The 15,996-nt window shown below is 56.4% G+C and carries 22 protein-coding genes; 9 read left to right on the forward strand and 13 right to left on the reverse strand.

The features are described 5' to 3' along the window. Nucleotides 1-14 precede the first annotated feature (14 nt). Nucleotides 15-587, forward strand: a complete 573-nt coding sequence (locus I41_RS17780) for a hypothetical protein (RefSeq protein WP_210420986.1) — start codon at nt 15-17, stop codon at nt 585-587. A gap of 224 nt (nt 588-811) precedes the next feature. On the opposite strand, the gene I41_RS17785 is transcribed toward I41_RS17780, so the two are convergent. Further along, the gene (locus I41_RS17785; RefSeq protein ID WP_145434248.1) at nt 812-1,936 is read right to left on the reverse strand and encodes a PDZ domain-containing protein; all 1,125 of its coding nucleotides are present in this window, start codon (nt 1,934-1,936) and stop codon (nt 812-814) included. Nucleotides 1,937-2,338: 402 nt separating this feature from the next. Between I41_RS17785 and I41_RS17790 the strand changes: the two genes are divergently transcribed. Then, the gene (locus tag I41_RS17790) at nt 2,339-2,596 is read left to right on the forward strand and encodes a hypothetical protein (RefSeq protein ID WP_145434249.1); all 258 of its coding nucleotides are present in this window, start codon (nt 2,339-2,341) and stop codon (nt 2,594-2,596) included. Nucleotides 2,597-2,602: 6 nt separating this feature from the next. After that, nucleotides 2,603-3,481, forward strand: coding sequence for an ankyrin repeat domain-containing protein (locus I41_RS17795; protein ID WP_145434250.1), 879 nt, complete (start codon nt 2,603-2,605; stop codon nt 3,479-3,481). A gap of 529 nt (nt 3,482-4,010) precedes the next feature. Here I41_RS17795 and I41_RS28320 read toward each other — a convergent pair. Then, nucleotides 4,011-4,139: a hypothetical protein gene (locus I41_RS28320; protein ID WP_261342428.1), complete on the reverse strand. Its 129-nt coding sequence runs from the start codon at nt 4,137-4,139 to the stop codon at nt 4,011-4,013. Nucleotides 4,140-4,260: 121 nt separating this feature from the next. Beyond that, nucleotides 4,261-4,491, reverse strand: a complete 231-nt coding sequence (locus I41_RS17805) for a hypothetical protein (RefSeq protein ID WP_145434252.1) — start codon at nt 4,489-4,491, stop codon at nt 4,261-4,263. A gap of 1,336 nt (nt 4,492-5,827) precedes the next feature. Between I41_RS17805 and I41_RS17810 the strand changes: the two genes are divergently transcribed. Next, nucleotides 5,828-6,235, forward strand: a complete 408-nt coding sequence (locus I41_RS17810) for an RrF2 family transcriptional regulator (RefSeq protein WP_145434253.1) — start codon at nt 5,828-5,830, stop codon at nt 6,233-6,235. 179 nt (nt 6,236-6,414) lie between these two features. After that, the gene (locus I41_RS17815) at nt 6,415-6,600 is read left to right on the forward strand and encodes a hypothetical protein (protein ID WP_145434254.1); all 186 of its coding nucleotides are present in this window, start codon (nt 6,415-6,417) and stop codon (nt 6,598-6,600) included. Here the strand turns inward: I41_RS17815 and I41_RS17820 are convergent. Then, nucleotides 6,597-6,956: a hypothetical protein gene (locus I41_RS17820; RefSeq protein ID WP_145434255.1), complete on the reverse strand. Its 360-nt coding sequence runs from the start codon at nt 6,954-6,956 to the stop codon at nt 6,597-6,599. The genes I41_RS17815 and I41_RS17820 overlap by 4 nt on opposite strands. Before the next feature lie 464 nt (nt 6,957-7,420). Between I41_RS17820 and I41_RS28325 the strand changes: the two genes are divergently transcribed. Beyond that, nucleotides 7,421-7,588: an SDR family NAD(P)-dependent oxidoreductase gene (locus I41_RS28325; protein WP_168206984.1), complete on the forward strand. Its 168-nt coding sequence runs from the start codon at nt 7,421-7,423 to the stop codon at nt 7,586-7,588. Further along, a complete protein-coding gene (locus tag I41_RS17830; protein WP_145434257.1) occupies nt 7,585-7,782 on the forward strand; it encodes a hypothetical protein in 198 nt (65 codons plus the stop codon). Before I41_RS28325 ends, I41_RS17830 begins: the two co-directional genes overlap by 4 nt. A gap of 614 nt (nt 7,783-8,396) precedes the next feature. Here I41_RS17830 and I41_RS27365 read toward each other — a convergent pair. Then, entirely contained in the window at nt 8,397-8,561 is a 165-nt protein-coding gene (locus tag I41_RS27365; protein ID WP_168206985.1) for a hypothetical protein, read from the reverse strand. A 128-nt stretch (nt 8,562-8,689) separates the two neighbouring features. After that, nucleotides 8,690-9,139, reverse strand: coding sequence for a hypothetical protein (locus I41_RS17835; RefSeq protein WP_145434258.1), 450 nt, complete (start codon nt 9,137-9,139; stop codon nt 8,690-8,692). 130 nt (nt 9,140-9,269) lie between these two features. Between I41_RS17835 and I41_RS17840 the strand changes: the two genes are divergently transcribed. Further along, nucleotides 9,270-9,737: a hypothetical protein gene (locus I41_RS17840; RefSeq protein ID WP_145434259.1), complete on the forward strand. Its 468-nt coding sequence runs from the start codon at nt 9,270-9,272 to the stop codon at nt 9,735-9,737. A gap of 907 nt (nt 9,738-10,644) precedes the next feature. On the opposite strand, the gene I41_RS17845 is transcribed toward I41_RS17840, so the two are convergent. The 6 genes from I41_RS17845 to I41_RS17865 form a co-directional block, all read right to left on the reverse strand. Beyond that, the gene (locus I41_RS17845; RefSeq protein ID WP_145434260.1) at nt 10,645-11,124 is read right to left on the reverse strand and encodes a hypothetical protein; all 480 of its coding nucleotides are present in this window, start codon (nt 11,122-11,124) and stop codon (nt 10,645-10,647) included. A 40-nt stretch (nt 11,125-11,164) separates the two neighbouring features. Further along, nucleotides 11,165-11,338, reverse strand: a complete 174-nt coding sequence (locus tag I41_RS27370; protein WP_168206986.1) for a hypothetical protein — start codon at nt 11,336-11,338, stop codon at nt 11,165-11,167. A 284-nt stretch (nt 11,339-11,622) separates the two neighbouring features. Further along, on the reverse strand, nt 11,623-12,090 hold the full coding sequence (locus I41_RS17850; RefSeq protein ID WP_145434261.1) for a hypothetical protein: 468 nt from the start codon (nt 12,088-12,090) through the stop codon (nt 11,623-11,625). Nucleotides 12,091-12,157: 67 nt separating this feature from the next. Next, nucleotides 12,158-12,607 carry a hypothetical protein gene (locus I41_RS17855; RefSeq protein ID WP_145434262.1) on the reverse strand — a complete coding sequence of 150 codons (450 nt, stop codon included), beginning with the start codon at nt 12,605-12,607 and terminating at the stop codon, nt 12,158-12,160. 40 nt (nt 12,608-12,647) lie between these two features. Then, nucleotides 12,648-12,878 carry a hypothetical protein gene (locus I41_RS17860; RefSeq protein WP_145434263.1) on the reverse strand — a complete coding sequence of 77 codons (231 nt, stop codon included), beginning with the start codon at nt 12,876-12,878 and terminating at the stop codon, nt 12,648-12,650. A 233-nt stretch (nt 12,879-13,111) separates the two neighbouring features. Beyond that, the gene (locus I41_RS17865; RefSeq protein ID WP_145434264.1) at nt 13,112-13,735 is read right to left on the reverse strand and encodes a hypothetical protein; all 624 of its coding nucleotides are present in this window, start codon (nt 13,733-13,735) and stop codon (nt 13,112-13,114) included. A 115-nt stretch (nt 13,736-13,850) separates the two neighbouring features. On the opposite strand from I41_RS17865, the gene I41_RS17870 reads away from it, so the two are divergent. Beyond that, nucleotides 13,851-14,423 carry a leucine-rich repeat domain-containing protein gene (locus I41_RS17870; RefSeq protein WP_145434265.1) on the forward strand — a complete coding sequence of 191 codons (573 nt, stop codon included), beginning with the start codon at nt 13,851-13,853 and terminating at the stop codon, nt 14,421-14,423. A 166-nt stretch (nt 14,424-14,589) separates the two neighbouring features. Here I41_RS17870 and I41_RS17875 read toward each other — a convergent pair whose 3' ends face one another. Continuing rightward, complete coding sequence (locus I41_RS17875) at nt 14,590-15,840, reverse strand: choice-of-anchor tandem repeat NxxGxxAF-containing protein (RefSeq protein WP_145434266.1); 1,251 nt, start codon at nt 15,838-15,840, stop codon at nt 14,590-14,592. Nucleotides 15,841-15,996: the final 156 nt, after the last annotated feature.

Here is a 15,996-nt window from a genome sequence, read left to right on the forward strand (position 1 = left end):
GGCTGCCAACTATGGTGAACCGCCGCGAACGATCTAAGCTGTGCGCGCTTATGACCGGGCTATGTGATCAACGCATATCCGGAAAGGAGTTCTTCAATACCCTCGTTGATATCGAACCTGATGACGATTCGACGCTGGAATTGGTCATCGTCTGGTTACTTGACGCTTGGGACCCTGAATGGCCATGGGAGAATCGCTTCGATCACGACGATCCTCCGTATCGTATACGACGACAAATGGCGCTGTTTCGCAGGTTTCTGCTCAGCGAGTTGCCTTATCAGTGGCCCGAAGACGCGTACCTCATTGACGGCTATCCAATGATTCGCCTCTGGACGGCAGGGTTGAGCATCAGTGCCGCGATGCTGACAATTCCGGTCGCGCTCAACCGCTTCGAAGTCGCACCATTTGCAATCGCATTTACATTACTGGCTGTATGGCTTCTGCGCCGCGAACGATATGCTAATCAACGCGATTGGGACCGAACCTGCTCCCGTGCGACCGAGTTTGGCGAACCTCAGTGGTGGCCCTTCCTGAACGGCGAGTCTTTTCATGCAGCCGGTCCATCTCGCTGTCGGCTGGCTTCTTAGAGAGTGGCGGTGCCAGCGTTTATGGGCAGATTCCTGCCTCAAAAAAGCGAGAAGTGCCGGGCAAAAACAGCCAAGTCGCAAATAAGGCCCCTTTCGCCCCTCTTCTGAAACCTACCCGCCAAGGGAATGCGTCAGCGAAGCTGCTAGGGGGCTTAAAAGTCCCCTGAGGGCATAGTTTGACGCAGCATTAGGAGGTCCATCGCTTCTACGATTAGCGGTCGCTATCAATTCTCGAACCGCAGATTTAGCGTACGCGAGGTGCCGCTGCGAAGTACGGTAACGGTGGCTTCATCATCCGCATAGAACCAAGACTGAATTTCAGCCGTTGGCTGTTTCTCAACCTTCTTCCCATTCACTTCAATGATTACATCATTGACCATGAAGCCGGCATTGAACGCAGGACTATTGGGTTCGACTCTACCAACTGTCATGCCCTCGGGGGTGCGCAGGGGCGTCAGACCGAGCGGCGGCGTTGGCCGGTGCAACTTATTGGGGGTCAAATATACGGTGTTCCGAAAGCAATCGAACGTAACGTTGTACCGGCGTAAATAGTCAAGCCCCAGGCGATTAGACCCGGATGTTTCCGCCACCCGCACACTCTCCTGCGAGTTGCCGCCGCACCTGACCATGGCCAGCTTCCCCAGTCGCCTTCGATACGTTCCGCCTAACGTGCTGAACTCAGTTTCTCCGTCTAGCGTCAAAAACCCAGTGGCTGAAAGCGAATTGAATTGCTCCGTGCTCAGGCCGATCTCACCATTGCTGCCCGTGTCGATCATGCACAACGCTCTCGTTCCGTCCCCCAACTCGATTTCGAGTCTTGGAAACAAGTCGTCGGCATTGGCAACTGTTATGGGATGCCCCCATTCCGGTAGCGGCTCAGCATCGCTAGATAGAATGCGCATCTTTCCATTTTCAAAATCCAATTGAACGATGTACGCACGGAAGAGAGGAACGCCGAGAATTCCTTTCACGTCGATGCCGGAAGGCGCGCGAACGTAGGAGAGGTCTGCACACCACACCGAGCCAGGGCTATTTAGCGGTAATTTCCCAATCGTGAACGCTGGAGGTGCAAATCGTTCGACTTCCAAACTACCCTCTGCTGCCCTCACGACGACAGAAGGTAGTTGCCGGTGCAGCAGATGCTTCACGCCGACATCGAACACATGTCTAGATGCTCCCGAGTCCACAACGAAAAGATGCTCTTTGTCGCCAACATTTACGGGAATTACGACAACATCGTTTTCAAACTGCGAAATTGGAAACTCAGCGAGAACATCGCTTGAGTAAGCCGGAGTTGTATGACCGAGGACAGCCACTACGAGCAATAGGTGTCGGCGCAACCAACTCATGTACGTCCTCTCGCAACGATCTTCCCACCGTCGATAGCTATATAAATTTGTTTCGCAGGTGCGCGCAGCATTCTAGGGGCACCGCAGCACCATCGACAATATTAAACGTACATCAGTGCGAGGGGGCGATCATGGCAGCAATCGCGAACGACTGCCCGCCAAAAGAGGTGCTCAAGAGAGCCGCCAAGAAAACTGTTCTGCGCACGCATCCCATAACGTTCGCGCTCTCGCCCGGCCTTGCGACGAGCCGCCTTGGAACTCCCGCCCAATCGAGACCAGCGACATTCATTCCGCAGCTTCACGATCCGCTCGGCGATCATCGCCACGACGGTCGTGGCTGGGCTGCTGGGGATGGCGGTGATTCTGTAGGAAGGTTCCGCGGAGGCGGTTAAAATGCGGGGCATGGATATCGCCACGCTCGCCATGCAATTCTGGGGAAGAATCATCTTCGTGGCGTTCAAAAAGTATGTATTTCCGGGAGACCAACAAACCCAATGGAATGCAATAACAAACCATGCGGAGGGGTTTGGCCTTCGCATTTCGGTCTTTTTTACGTTCTACGCCGGTGACGGGGGGGTTGCCAGCGCGCTCAAGAGTAAATTCACGAAGAAGTCGCTGGAGGAGGGAACCTTCGCCTTTATTATCTCATTGAAGGTTTAGTTTTCAATGTCGGATGTCATCCGAGCAGTCCAGAATGGCGATCGGGATGCCCTACAAGCGGCTCTATCCGCGGGGAGCGATTTCGACGCGATGGACGATGTGAGCGGCGAAAGCGCGCTGGCCATTGCTGCGCGAGAGGGCTCCTTGGAATTGGTCCGCGCGCTCCTCGAAGCCGGCGCTGATCCCAACTCACCTCTCACCACAGCGTGGCCGTTGGGCAATGCTGCCATCGAAGGGCACTGTGACGTCGTTGAACTGCTTCTCGACTACGATGCGGATATTGACGCTACGGATGAATGCGGCAATTCGGCGCTGGCGAGCGCCGCTGCGGCTGGGCGTCTGGAGGTCGTCGAACAACTCGTTGAGGCGGGCGCTCGCCCCCGCCAGAAAGGCAGCCAAGGCCGACGTCCAATTGTGATGGCCGCGGAAAACGGGCACCAGACGGTGGTGGATTATCTCAAGCAGTTTGCGACGTCCGCAGACAAAAAAGAGGTAGCAGTTTGCTTGAAACGCCATTCCCGAGGACCGATTTTAGAAGCAGTAGTAGCGTATCACGATTCAGCGTTTCTAGGACATATTAGTTCACTACAAGAATATCTCCGAAACGGTGGGATTCCGGATGCGCCCGATGAATATGGAGTGACCGCGGCATGTTTAGCCGCCAATCGTAATCGAGTCGACGTCTTGAGAATACTTCAAGAAGCCGGTGCCGACCTCGCGCATGTCACTGATGCGAATGAGTGCCCATTGTATTACGCGGCCATGGGTGGGCACGAGGAAGCCTACGACTATCTGTGGGATTTCACTCCCGCGCGGTACCAGAAGGCAGCTGCGGAGAAAAAAGCCGAACGCATCCGAGAAGGCATGTGGCACGGGAAGTCATAGTACGTCCGCGATATCCGACGCCTCCGGCTTGCTCGGCGATGCCCCAGGTGCCACCAGCCTTGCAACGATAGCGCTAGGCACGTGAGTGCAATTATAGCTGCGACGCCCCCGACCACCCCTGCGCCCGAATCGACGTAAAAGCCGGTCGCCACGACGAATATTGCCCAAGCTACTGCAGGCCACTTCAGGGCTCCTTTAACGCTTCGCAAACCCCGCCGCTTAGCCGCCGTCGCGGAAATGTCATCCGGCCGAGACGCCTGGTTAGACGCCTCTGCCAGTGGCGCGCGATACCAAAAAGGGACGTCCGTCACGCTGAAGCACAGTTGGGATGGATAACTCGCGTCGGCATGTGGGGCAGTGGTCAGGCGGAGGAGTCGTTTCCGTGCCGAAAGGGATTGCTGTTTTGCACGCTGGACAACGATACACCCACCGTGAGTTTGGCGGCGTGATCTCCACGATAAGTCCCTTTGCTCAACTCAGCTTTACATACGAAACAACATTCCCCTAGCCCCCAGCCTCCCGGTCAGTGTCAGGGGGTGCATTCGTCGCCGGCAAGCCACTCCCGACCGCTGTCTGTGATCCGCACCTCATCAAAGCCTGCCGGCATGGCAATTTGCACGACCAAGCCATCGCGAAGCAACTCGTGCAGTTGGCCCATCTGCCCCGTCGAGAGAAACGGGTATGTGTTTGCAACGCCTCCCGCGTCTAAAAGCATTTGGAGCAAAGTTCGCTTAGAGAGCACCATAGGCTCGCATTTTAACCGCCACCCGGTCGTGTTCCTAAAGAATCACCGCCATCCCCAGCAGCCCAGCCACGACCATCGTGGCGATGATCGCCGAGCGGAGCGTGAAGCGGGGGCCGAGTCGCTGGTCTGGGCCAACGAAGGACGCGATCCGCACGGTCAGGCCGCCGGCACGGCAGCCGCCCGATTCAGGGCGCGAGTTCCGCTTGCCGCTGCCGAGCGAAGCGCCTTCCGCGCCGCCGTGGTACGATTCGAAGTAGACCTTCACGCCGCCGCCTTCACCGCGGGCGAAGGGCTGACCGATAAGTTACGTGCCGCCGACCATCGTCGAGCTGTACGTCGGGCTCTCGTGGAGCACGACTATCTCTCGATCACCCGGAGGTCCATTCCTCAACCAATTCATTCCGCTAAATGCGCAAGAATTACGTGAGGGGTACACCGTTTCAACTCCTGACGACCCGCCGCTGGAATTGCCAGTCGATGCTGCACTAGCAGGATGCCGGTGGCGTCTGGCGTGCCCTTTGATCCCCACATTGTGCTAGAAGTACGAGCAAGGGAGATGGGCCAACCCAGTGATTATTGGTCATTATCGTGACCCTTTCGCTCACAAATATGACGTATTGAGCTTGCCGGTCTTGAAGGAATGGCGCTTTAACGCCTCGAAATTCTTTCCAGGGCACAAAGAGTCGCCCCCATGCAAATCCAAACAATATTCCTTGCTCGCATATTTCAACTGAACGCCCGAGGCTAAGGAAACCGCAGGACATCCCAAATATCAAGCATATGGCCGGGATATAAATCCCCGCATATATCCAGAGAAATGCTACTACGTTTCCAAACAGCCCCATGCTAATGACATCGAAAAATAGACTCGGGCGATGGCTTCTAAACGAACTCCCAGCCAATTGAGCGGCGTCTCCTAAAGGACAAGCCAGAAATCTATACCCGGGAAAACTACGCTTACCTAGAAAGCTAACAAACGCAACGAATGCCGCGCTAAAGCAACCAACAACCAAATAGGCCTTTACATCGTCCCGCCATTCGTTGTTGAAATAAATTACCGATGACAATACTGAGAATAGTGCGATTACCCTTAGCGACGCTAGCAACATTAGAGTTGCTGAGTTTGCGCGATTGCGACAAATCAATTGATCGTGCGGTATTGTCGTCATTCAAATCTCACGGCGGTGAATGCTATAACGACTCCAGGCCCGTTATTCGTCCGCCAGAGGGCACGGAGGGATCGAAACCACCTGCAATATCCAAGGTAACCTCCTAGTCCTCCGAGGAGAATCGCCGGACGCCAATTAGAACTGCCGGAAGAGCATCCCCTGGCGTTTGGACAATGCACCCAGCAAGAAGCACGCGTTTCCAAAGATCGACGGAAACGAAAACATCACGTTCGCGGTCTATTTCGTTTGGCTCGTCGTGCTCATGATTTAGCCTCCGGCCTGGACGCTGGAATCGCGATGGCGAGCAAACGATCGACGGCCTGAGGAGGCTGTTCCCCGAGGCGCAGGTCGTCCGCAGCTACTAGGAACGTAGCCTTGATTCGCATAACTTCACCTGCCTAAAGTGGAATCTCCTATCCATGAGGTTCCACGATGAAGCTCACGACCAAAACTCCCTACGCCATCTCCGCTTGCCTGTACCTCGCAGCGGTCAAGACAGATAAACTCGTCAAGTGCCGCGACGTGTGCGAGCCGAGCGGGCTGCCTGATAAGTACGTCGCCCAGCTGCTCAATGTACTGACCAAAGCGAACATTCTCGTCGGCGTGGCTGGCCTCTATGGCGGTTACAAGCTCGCCAAGCCCGCCAGCAAGATTACCGTCCTAGAGATCATTGAGGCGGTCGAGGGGCCGTTGGCCAACAACGGGGCGATCGAGTTGTCGCACATGCCCGCCAAAGCTGGTCGCGTCATGGAAACCGCGCTAGCTGGCCTCGTGACGGACGCTCGCAAGCGGTTCGCTGCGATTACGCTGGCGGACTTGGGGGCGGCGAAGGCGGCCTGAGGAGGTAATCACCTTGAGGATTTCTGCTTCGCGGGCTTGCGGGAAGCACCTTTCGTCGACGGCTTGGGAACCGCCAACTGTGCCGTTTTCTGTCCCTGCCTAGTATGCCACCGCCCCGCGGGCCGCAAGATGTGCGATTGGTAAGCGTAGTTTCTTGCGCCGCCGGTATCGTGCCAGGCATGGAAGATGAACCACCCAAAGAGCCACCGGCCAAGCCAACTTACTACTACCCCTTCAGCTACCCCGCGCCGATCCCCTGCAGCGAAGAGAAGAAGCGGGAGTACGACGAGATCGGCGAGCGGATCGTCGAGCAGCTGAAGCAGCGAACGGGGCGGCGGAGTCGCTGGCGGCCAAGAGAGGGTTAGGCGTCAGCGTCGCGGTCGGGGGGAGAGGAGCGGCGTCCTATACGTCGCATGCGTAGGGCAAAATACGCTTGCTCGCCTGCAGAAAAGGCAAGAAATAGTAGCGGTAGCAGAAGTCCGAAGAACAAAAGCCCCTGCCGAGGGTGATCGCCTCCTGCGGCAATCACGGTTGCACCGATCATGCACGCAAGAAAAAACCCTGTCGTCATGCGAAAAACTTTCCGTCGCATTGCCGGCAGTTCGTCATCAACTGCCTGGCGACCCCATTGGCGAGCGTAGAGATAGCCAGTGATGGTGACCCAGCCAAAGAACAGTGCCAGAAAGCCGACAAGGGTAAACGGATCTTTCTCAAAGCTCATCAGACACCTCAGAACCTAAGGTCTCCCAAAAGTCGGAGGTCTTACATTTTAGCCGCCGCGGCAATGCAATCAGATAGGCGGCGACTAAAACAACTCCATGAAGAGATTCCGATTCAGCGCCCGACTAATGCTTTTGGTGGTCGCTTTGCTGGCCGTTCTCTCGGCCTGGGGCCGAGTCGCGTGGTCGGAATACTGGGCGGAGCGGGAAGCCGATAAACAGCGGCTCGCTCAGCAGCAACGCCTAGCCGCTCGGCCGCGCCGGCAATACCGGCACACGCCAAGGCGGCAATGGAGAGCGCCTACCGCCGATGAATCGTCGCCATCTGCCGGCAACAAGTAATCACACACCACCCAATTCTGCGTCCCACCTCTTTCGGCACGCTGAATGCGTTGGGGAACCCCACGATTCGCGCTGCGGCCTCAACTCCATCCAATCCACAGACAACCCACTCGTAGCATCGACCATGACACCTGACGCACCACTGCCAGTCGTTCTCGTCACCGGCGGTAACCGCGGCATTGGCTTGGAAATCGCCAAGCAACTGGCTGGTCGCGGCTATCACGCCGTGGCTGCGTGCCGAAATCAAGCCAAAGGGGAAGCGGCGGTGAAAGGTCTGAGAGAAGCCCGGTGACGCTGCCGAGATCGCTTGGCAAATCGCGGCGTCGCGACGACGATCAGCAAGAGCTGCGAGGCGAGTCTGGCGTGCTGAACTTGTGGATCAAGTTGGTGCTGCTCACGCCTCCTGGAGGTCGCCAGGCGGGCTGCTCTCGCGAGGAAACAGGGCAGCGCGACCTCGCTGTCGCCCCTCAACAGACGGGTCCTTAAAACGCAGTCTAGGGGTTCGTGGACTTGTGCAGCGGGCGACGAACAAGTTGCCTAGCGCCATCATCAGCGTTCACGCGAGAGACGATTTGCGGAACCGCCTGCCATGCTAGTTTCATGAAGCGACCGACCTGCGCGCAAGCGCGCTTGAAAACGACTGAGCGCGAGAGCGACACCGGTGACAATTATCACGACGGAGTTTTGCCGGACATCATGTCCGGCCAAAGTCATTCCTAGTTTGCTAGCGGCGACCATCAAGGCACATAAGTTGTCAGCGGCGAAGTCTAACGAGGATCATTCGCCCGTCAAGCGTTGCCATCGTCCGTAAGCTTCAGCAGCCGCTTTCGCCAAGAGCTTTCTCTCCCATGAATGCCGAAGGGCCGAGAGGTCTGTCCCTTCGGCCCCTGGCGATTGTTACAGTAAGCGTATGAATCTCTTCCGCTTCAGGCTGTCGAGCATCCTCATTGCGTTCACGGTCGTCGCTCTGCTGCTTGGCTACACCCAAGTGCGGCGGCGTAGTCTCAACCAGGCGTTCGCCGACCTGAGTGCGAGTGGCTGTCGCATGCGGTTTGAGGATCATTGGCTCTGGCCACTGGTACCGTTCCTCGACTGTGCTGCTAGGAAGATTTTTTCCGCCGTGCTTTCAACTCGCGGCGTGCCTTCCGCTTGCGATACCAGAGAACGCCGTACACAACGGCTACGAGCAGCGGAAGGAGCGGCAGAGCGATCTCCTCAACGGGAATTGGCGTTGGCTGCTGTTCGGTTTGGGGCTTCTCTTCCATGCCCATCACTATAGCGGGTGGGGGTGCGGGCTACGAATACTCGTTGTAGTCGACGCCGGGCTCTCTTTCCGAATCGACACCATCCTCATCGTCGGCATTGCGATTGATGTTGCCGGAACGAGGGTCGCCTACAACGCCACCACCATCCCCAGCAACAAAGCGACAACACTTACACAGATCGACGCCGAGCGAATCGAGAACTGGCGACGGAAGCGAATCACGCCGACGCCAGCGAGGGCGAAGATTAAGGCGGGATACCAGAGGGGGAGAAATGCCCAGTAGGTCCCCCCGGTTTTTGTCAGTCCGAAGACACGTCCTTCATACGGATCGGCGAGTTTTAAGGCAGCACGTTGAGGCATTAAGTGCGACGTGTAATGCCAGGTCATTAGCGAATCGTCTTCGCTAGCGAACAAATTCAGCATTCCTGCGAACGCATTGCCGTGCGTTTCGATTCCCGGCCGCACAGTCGGTAACTGCAACTCTTGATAAAACAGACCGCTCCGCCACCACAACGCCAAACACGCGACGCTCGCCGCGAAGCAGAACATCGCCAGGGCGTAGCGGAGGTAGTTGGCCATGAAACGCAGTATAGCGGCCAGCTTGAATGGGAATCTGCAATTTTCGCCGACTTGAAAAGTGGGATTAGGGGCTCCGGACTTCGCGGTTATGATGGTGCTCACACTCTCTCAAACCTCGGAGATCGTTCGTATGAGCAAACCAATCTTAGCCAGCGTCGCGTGCCTCGGGCTTGCTTTCAGCATTGCGATCACGACCGCGGAGGAAGTTTCCTCTGCCGCGTCAGGAAGCAGGGTTGATAACGCGCCGACTCAAAACGAAACGATTGAACGCCTGAAGGTCCAAGTTAGCGTTGCTGAAATTCGGCTGGAGGCAGCTAATAAGATTCGACGGGATAATTCTGAGACTATCGCTGAGCTGCACGACACCATTTCCGATATGACGAGGCGGCTAGCCGTGTCTCAGAAAATGATAAGCATGCTCAGCAAAGAACAACTTATGCAGATTTTAGATGAGTCGCAAAAGCAAATGTCGGAGTTGCAGGCCAAGGAGGAGGAAGCGATCCGGATCAGAGGTGTTTATGATCACTTCCGAGACGAGATGAAAGCCGGTAAGCTGGTCCGCAAAACCGCAACGAAAGATGAATCCAAGAGCTGGTAGAGACCCTCTTTTGACTGTGCTGTCCCGTGTCGAACCGCTAGTTACAGTCTCGCAGCTAAAGCGTTAGCGGCATGGCCAGCAACGCGGCGAGCCAGCAGCGCGGCGACGGCGGCGGATGAGGAACGCATCCCAATCCAATCGGCGTCAGCTGCAAACTCTAAGGCCTGAATATCCCATGCTTGCTAGAAGCGTCCCATTGGGTTCGGGGATCGTTACGATCCGCGCCTCAAAATACGCCTCTTGGCCGAAGCGAGATCGATCGCCAACGCTTGGCTTGAACGTCATTGCTGACAGTTATCACGAGATAGTTGCAGGACATCATGTCCGGCGGCGATCGTCTAGCTCCGCCTGGCAAATGGCCCGACGACCGACGGCGTTCCGAGCACAGTGGGATTCGCGTCAGAAACCCCGAGGCGGAGCCGTTCGTCAGCTTAGGTGGACGCGTCGCTGACATCGCCTTCACGGTTTGACGAACGCGGTAGCTCTATCGTAAGGCGATACCGTGGCTTCATGCCCTGCATTTAGCCGCCGACGAGCCGGCTTCCTACAGCCCCACCGCCATCCCCAGCAGACCAGCCACGATCGTCGTGGCGATGTTCGCCGAGCGGGTCGTGAAGCGGCGACGGATCGGAAACCTCTTCAGTTCCACCCTCGCACTGTCCCCAAGAAGTCGACGACCTTACCGTTACGGACGATTGCAATGCCTCCCCATCCAAGGCCCCGCTTCCACCATTTTGGTGGGTTTTTCCACATTCGCAACGAGTCGCCGGGCTTCATTCGCGTCAACAGGGATCGCCAACTGCGAGCAAAGGATGGGTGCTTAGCAAGCTCTAGGGCGTACTCGCGCTCAAACTCCTCAATTGTTACCTCCTCTTTGAGCCAGCTTGCAATGCTCACAGGAAGCCTCCTATAACACCACCGCCATTCCCAGCAACGCGGCAACCACCGTCAAGCAAATCATCGCTGAGCGAATCGAAAACTGGCGACGGAAGCGGAGAACGCCGACGCCTAAGAGGGCGAAGATGAGGGCTGCATACCAGTGGGGAAACCAGATGAAAATCGCTCGGGTTTTCGTGACGCCCGCCTTCCTCGCATCCCAGCCGCCAAAGCTCTCCCGCGTATGTATGTCCGGGTACATATAATATGCGGCGATCTCCGTCGGACTTGAGTAGTGCGCCCATTCCCCGCTGTACGAGGGACCAAGCTCAATGCACTTCGCCTCTAACATTCCCTGAACCGACGAGAGACTAAGGCGGTGTTTTGCCGGAAAGTTATTAGGCAGGTAAAGTGCATCCCATCGCGTCATACTCCGCCACCACAACGCCAAACAAGCAACGCTCGCCGCGAAGCAAACGGACGCCAGGGCGTAGCGGACATACTTGGCCATTGCGGCAGTATAGCAAAACCCCGATGGGTTGCAGGGTAAGCTAAAGCGTTAGCGGCATAGCCAGCAACGCGGCGACGACGGCGAAGGCGATTAGCGCCGAGCGAATCGAGAACTGGCGGCGGAAGCGAATCACGCCGACGCCAGCGAGGGCGAAGATGAGGGCCGAGTACCAGAGGGGGAGAAAGCCCCAGTAGGTCCCCCCAGCTTTCCTCAATCCAAAAGCACGTCCTTCATATGGGTCTGCAAGTCCTGCGGCCGCCCATTGGGGCATTGCGTGTATTAAGCGTGATGTGTATTTCCAGCTCATTACTGAATTGTCTTCACTTGCGAAAACATTCAGGCATCCTTCAAACGCATTCCCGTGCACCTCGATTCCTGACCACACTGTTGGTAGTTGCAGTTCTCGATAATACAGATTGCTACTCCACCACAAGCCCAAACACCCGACGCTCGCCGCAAGGCACAGCGCAGCCAATGTGTAGCGGATGTATTTCAGCATCACAGCCCCACCGCCATCCCCAGCAGTCCAGCTACGACGGTCGTGGCGAGGATCGCTGAGCGGAGCGTGAAGCGGCGGCCGAATCTCAGGGCACCGACGCCAGCCAGGGCGAAGATGAGGGCGGGATACCAGACGGGGAAGTAGACGCCCTCATGTGACACCGGGCCGAACATGCCGTGGCGATGACGTAATGAGAGCAGACCATCATGGATTTCTAGTTGGCCAAAGTCGTAATACGCCCAATTCTCGCCCGCGTTAAGACCTGCATCGCGCGAAAGGTCTTCCGGCAATAAGGCAATCGAAACTGTGCCGCAGTAAGTGTTGATATTCCACACTCGCGTTGTACCAACGGGCAGACGCAAATTATGAACTTCGAACTTGGACATACTCCGCCACCACAACGCCAAACAAGCAACGCTCGCCGCGAAGCAAACGGACGCCAGGGCGTAGCGGATGAACTTGGCCATTGCCGCAGTATAGCAAAAGCCCAATGGGGGCCGTTGTGGCGGGTCGTTCTTCGGAATGTCTAAGCGGCTAAAGCGCTAGCGGCATGGCCAGCAACGCGGCGACGACGGCGAAGGCGATTAGTGCCGAGCGGAGCGAGAACTGGCGGCGGAAGCGAAGGACCGCGACGCCAGCGAGGGCGAAGATAAGGGATGCGTACCAAGCTGGGAAGAAGTAGCCGCCGCGATTATCGGGGCCGAAAAGCGGCCACTCTAATCTCCGGTCAACTATCCCCTCAGGCGAGGGTCGTGAATCAGCAAACCAGCCACCAACGTGCTCGTCCCACATCATGAGTTTCGGTGCGAAGCAAGCATGGAGTTGACCATTGAAAAGTTGTCCGTGATACGCACCGCCCTCGGAGTAGTAGCTAACCATGAAGTCTCTCGACTTGTCCGAAACGCTCCATCCCCACAATGCCAAACAGCCGAAGCTCGCCACGAAGCAGAACGTCGCCAGAGCGTAGCGGAGGCAGGTGGCCATTGCGGCAGTATAGCAAAAGCCCAATGAGTCGCAGGGTAAGCTAAAGCGTCAGCGGCATGGCCAGCAACGCGGCGACGACGGCGAAGGCGATTAGCGCCGAGCGAATTGAGAACTGGCGACGGAAGCAAATCACGCCGACGCCAGCGAGGGCGAAGATTAAGGCGGGATACCAGAGGGGGCAGAATCCCCAGTACGTCGTCCCAACTTTCCTCAATCCAAAGACGCGGCCTTCCAAGGGCTCCGCAAGAGCGGCGGCGGCCTGTTGGGACACTGGCGATGACGTGTACTTCCAGGTCCTAACTGAATCGTCTTCGCGTGCGAAAAGATTCAGCATTCCTTCAAGTGTATTGCCACGAACTTCGATTCCAGCCACAAGTGTTGGTAATTGCAATGCTCGATAATGCAGATTGCTCCGCCACCACAACGCCAAACAAGCAACGCTCGCCGCGAAGCAAACGGACGCCAGGGCGTAGCGGATATACTTGGCCATATGGGGCGTTCGGGCTAGTTCGCTTGCGAGCCGAGAATAAGCGTTCCATTCTCTTCCGCTGGACCAGCATCGCCGAACTCAACAGTCAGAATGGGCAATGCATAACCCGTGAGTTTGACGCCGTCGCCGATGCTGTATCCAGTACCGTCCGACTGTCGTACGTCAACGTGCAGCTGAATGGTATGGGCTGAAATCGCATCGTTGGTGATGAAGAATGCGCGCGACGGCCAGCTGTCGTTCTTCAGAAGCGATTCGTAAATCGGCGTGACAACATCAGCGAAGTGCTTTGCCGACGCCTCCAAGTAGCGTCTTTCATTGCCGCTCGATTCACGAATAGCCTTCGCATTGGCTCGCTTTGTTCCCTCAAGTGAAGTTACTACGGCGGCCCGCACGGCATCTTTATTGACTAGTGGCAGAACTGGAGAATGCGACTCTTTCAGCTTGCCTTGCAAGACGGCAATCGCTTCATCCAAAGTTGTGATCTCTAGGTATGCTTCTTGCTGGGGAACGGTAATCGGCCTGCGAATGGGCGGGGCAACGACGACCTTGTCTTCGCCAAAAGCGCTGCGACTCCAATCCGAGCCGCTAGCGGCCCAACCGACGACAACGCCAATTAACAACAGAATGAAGGCTCGCATGAGGAAGATCTCCAAAGCGGGGATGAGTGGAAAGACAAAGGTAGTGTAGCCGAAGCGTTCTATAAGGCGGTAGGATAGTCGCGTTTCGAGCCAAGGATGCAAGTAGGAACTGGCTATGACCAAATCGCATCGCTTGCGAATCAGCCTCAGAGCGGTTCTTATCCTTTTCGCTCTTGTGTGCGTCCTTGCCGCCGTCGCGTCCAACGACGCTCGCAGGCAGCAGCGCGCGGTAAAATGGATTCGCGACCAGGGTGGAATCGTCGTTTACGATGAGTCGTACTGGGATCGAACTTCCAGGACAATTGAAGAAAAGGTACTGCTGACGCCGAAATGGTTGCGAGAGCTAATTGGCTATGACTACTTCTACTCCGTGGTCTCAGTAGATTTGGCCGACAGGAACCTCACGGACATTTCGCCGCTCGCGAATCTCCCAGCAGTGATACGCCTCGATCTTTCGTCGAATCATATCTCTGACATTCGACCACTTGAACAGATCGAGCAACTCGACACGCTCAAATTGAGCGACAACGAATTGAGAGACGGCGATTCGCTTTATCGCCTTGGCGACGTGAGGTTTCTGACCATCAGCGGGAATCCGCTCGACGCCGCATTTATCGAAGAATGGCGCGCATGGCGGAGGCTTCCGCCGGAAAGCCGTGGGTTGCCACCCTCGGCGTCGGTTGACTAAATCACATCAACCAAGGGTCAACCGACTTGCCGCCGATGTGGCAAATGTCACGCCCTCGTTAGTCCCTTGGATGGTCTAGAGAAACTGCCGCGAAATTCGCCGTCCTGACTGCTACAATCGTATCGTTTTGGGCTTTGTGGGGGACGGCCATACCAGAACGAACGCCTTACAAAACGGGCGAGGTCAGGCTCATTTGCGAGCTCCTCAAAGTACAATATGCGCGCCTCCTACAACTGAGACTCAGCAGCGCCGTCGCGAAAGTCAACGCAACGACCGACGGCTCCGGAACCGGCCTTGCCAGGAGCATCGAGCCCGCGCCACCGTCAAGATATGCATGGAACGCAATCTCACCTAGGTTGTTGATGGCCAGCATGTTCGCCCCGTTGCTGCTCTGACCAACGCTTTGCAGCTCTCTTCCATCGATGATGTCGCCGACGGATGCGATCAACTGCTCGCGCGTGAAAATGCCGTATTGGCCGTCGTCGTACTGTGCCGTGAACGCGATATCGCCCAAATCGTCGATCGCTACGCGCTGGGAGATAAACGTGATTGTGTGACCGTCGATCAAATCGCCCGTGCGAACCAGGAGCTTATTCTGCGAGAACAGGCCGTACTGGCCGTCGTCAAAACGTGCAGGAAAGACGATTTCCCCGGCATTGTTCAGTGCGGTACCACCATCGATAAACGACAAATGGTGTCCGTCTATCGTGTCACCCTCGATAACGATCTTATGACTGGCTGTAAAAATTCCTCTGCCGGTTGCCCATTGCCCCATAAATGCCACCGTTCCCGAATCGTTGATCGTTGGCCATAGACTTAGGTCGCGGATTTCAATCCCGTCGATGACTTGGCCCGAAGTGACAACGGCTTGGTCGTTAACAAAATATGCCTCGGCTACGTCGTTGTGCGCTGCCGACAGTACTTGCCCCGCATTGTTGAGTGTCACCTGGGAAAACCAGTTGATCGGCGAACCGTGGATCGAGTCCTGGGTTGAGACAAGCACCTGATTATTGAACACGATTCCGTAATTGCTGCCGAATGGGCCGAACGCGCCTTGATACGCCACCTGGCCCGAGTCATTTACCGAAGGGTCGAACGCCCCTGTAAGCGGTATTGCATTTAGCTGCGGATTGCCGAGCGGCACGGAGCTCAAATGCCGCTGGCCCGCCGCGTCGACCACCGAACGAATCAGGGTGTTGCCGGCAAAAACCACTTCACCCAGATCGTTGTTTGAGACGACCTGGCTGCCTACTCCTGTTAAGGTTTGGCTTCCAACCGGATCGCCTTGCACGGCCGCAAATCGGATATCATAAGCTGGTGCCGCTATCGCCCCGCCAACCAGGCTGAGTGAAGTGAGGACCAACAAATAAAACTTGGAACAGCTACGCAATGAAGCGTCCGAAGGCATCCGTACCATTAGATTCAACTATCTGAAGATCTAAAACGAGCAGTGTGCTAATAATATCCTATCCACAAGTCACAGGCGGCTAATGCGACGACGGCGGCGTTTCCTATCACCTGCCTCTTCTTGATGGGCCGGATTTCGCGCGAGTTGTCTCACCCCCCTTTGTTT

Origin of the sequence: Lacipirellula limnantheis (assembly GCF_007746075.1) — a bacterium.
Taxonomy (GTDB): domain Bacteria; phylum Planctomycetota; class Planctomycetia; order Pirellulales; family Lacipirellulaceae; genus Lacipirellula; species Lacipirellula limnantheis.

Excerpts from the sequence above, each read along its gene's own strand:
- I41_RS17785 (WP_145434248.1), bottom strand. The coding sequence starts at position 1,936 with ATGAGTTGGTTGCGCCGACACCTATTGCTCGTAGTGGCTGTCCTCGGT.
- I41_RS17790 (WP_145434249.1), top strand. The coding sequence starts at position 2,339 with ATGGATATCGCCACGCTCGCCATGCAATTCTGGGGAAGAATCATCTTC.
- I41_RS17795 (WP_145434250.1), top strand. The coding sequence starts at position 2,603 with ATGTCGGATGTCATCCGAGCAGTCCAGAATGGCGATCGGGATGCCCTA.
- I41_RS28320 (WP_261342428.1), bottom strand. The coding sequence starts at position 4,139 with ATGGGCCAACTGCACGAGTTGCTTCGCGATGGCTTGGTCGTGCAAATT.
- I41_RS17810 (WP_145434253.1), top strand. The coding sequence starts at position 5,828 with ATGAAGCTCACGACCAAAACTCCCTACGCCATCTCCGCTTGCCTGTAC.
- I41_RS17815 (WP_145434254.1), top strand. The coding sequence starts at position 6,415 with ATGGAAGATGAACCACCCAAAGAGCCACCGGCCAAGCCAACTTACTAC.
- I41_RS17820 (WP_145434255.1), bottom strand. The coding sequence starts at position 6,956 with ATGAGCTTTGAGAAAGATCCGTTTACCCTTGTCGGCTTTCTGGCACTG.
- I41_RS28325 (WP_168206984.1), top strand. The coding sequence starts at position 7,421 with ATGACACCTGACGCACCACTGCCAGTCGTTCTCGTCACCGGCGGTAAC.
- I41_RS27365 (WP_168206985.1), bottom strand. The coding sequence starts at position 8,561 with ATGGAAGAGAAGCCCCAAACCGAACAGCAGCCAACGCCAATTCCCGTT.
- I41_RS17835 (WP_145434258.1), bottom strand. The coding sequence starts at position 9,139 with ATGGCCAACTACCTCCGCTACGCCCTGGCGATGTTCTGCTTCGCGGCG.
- I41_RS17840 (WP_145434259.1), top strand. The coding sequence starts at position 9,270 with ATGAGCAAACCAATCTTAGCCAGCGTCGCGTGCCTCGGGCTTGCTTTC.
- I41_RS17845 (WP_145434260.1), bottom strand. The coding sequence starts at position 11,124 with ATGGCCAAGTATGTCCGCTACGCCCTGGCGTCCGTTTGCTTCGCGGCG.
- I41_RS17850 (WP_145434261.1), bottom strand. The coding sequence starts at position 12,090 with ATGGCCAAGTTCATCCGCTACGCCCTGGCGTCCGTTTGCTTCGCGGCG.
- I41_RS17855 (WP_145434262.1), bottom strand. The coding sequence starts at position 12,607 with ATGGCCACCTGCCTCCGCTACGCTCTGGCGACGTTCTGCTTCGTGGCG.
- I41_RS17865 (WP_145434264.1), bottom strand. The coding sequence starts at position 13,735 with ATGCGAGCCTTCATTCTGTTGTTAATTGGCGTTGTCGTCGGTTGGGCC.
- I41_RS17870 (WP_145434265.1), top strand. The coding sequence starts at position 13,851 with ATGACCAAATCGCATCGCTTGCGAATCAGCCTCAGAGCGGTTCTTATC.
- I41_RS17875 (WP_145434266.1), bottom strand. The coding sequence starts at position 15,840 with ATGGTACGGATGCCTTCGGACGCTTCATTGCGTAGCTGTTCCAAGTTT.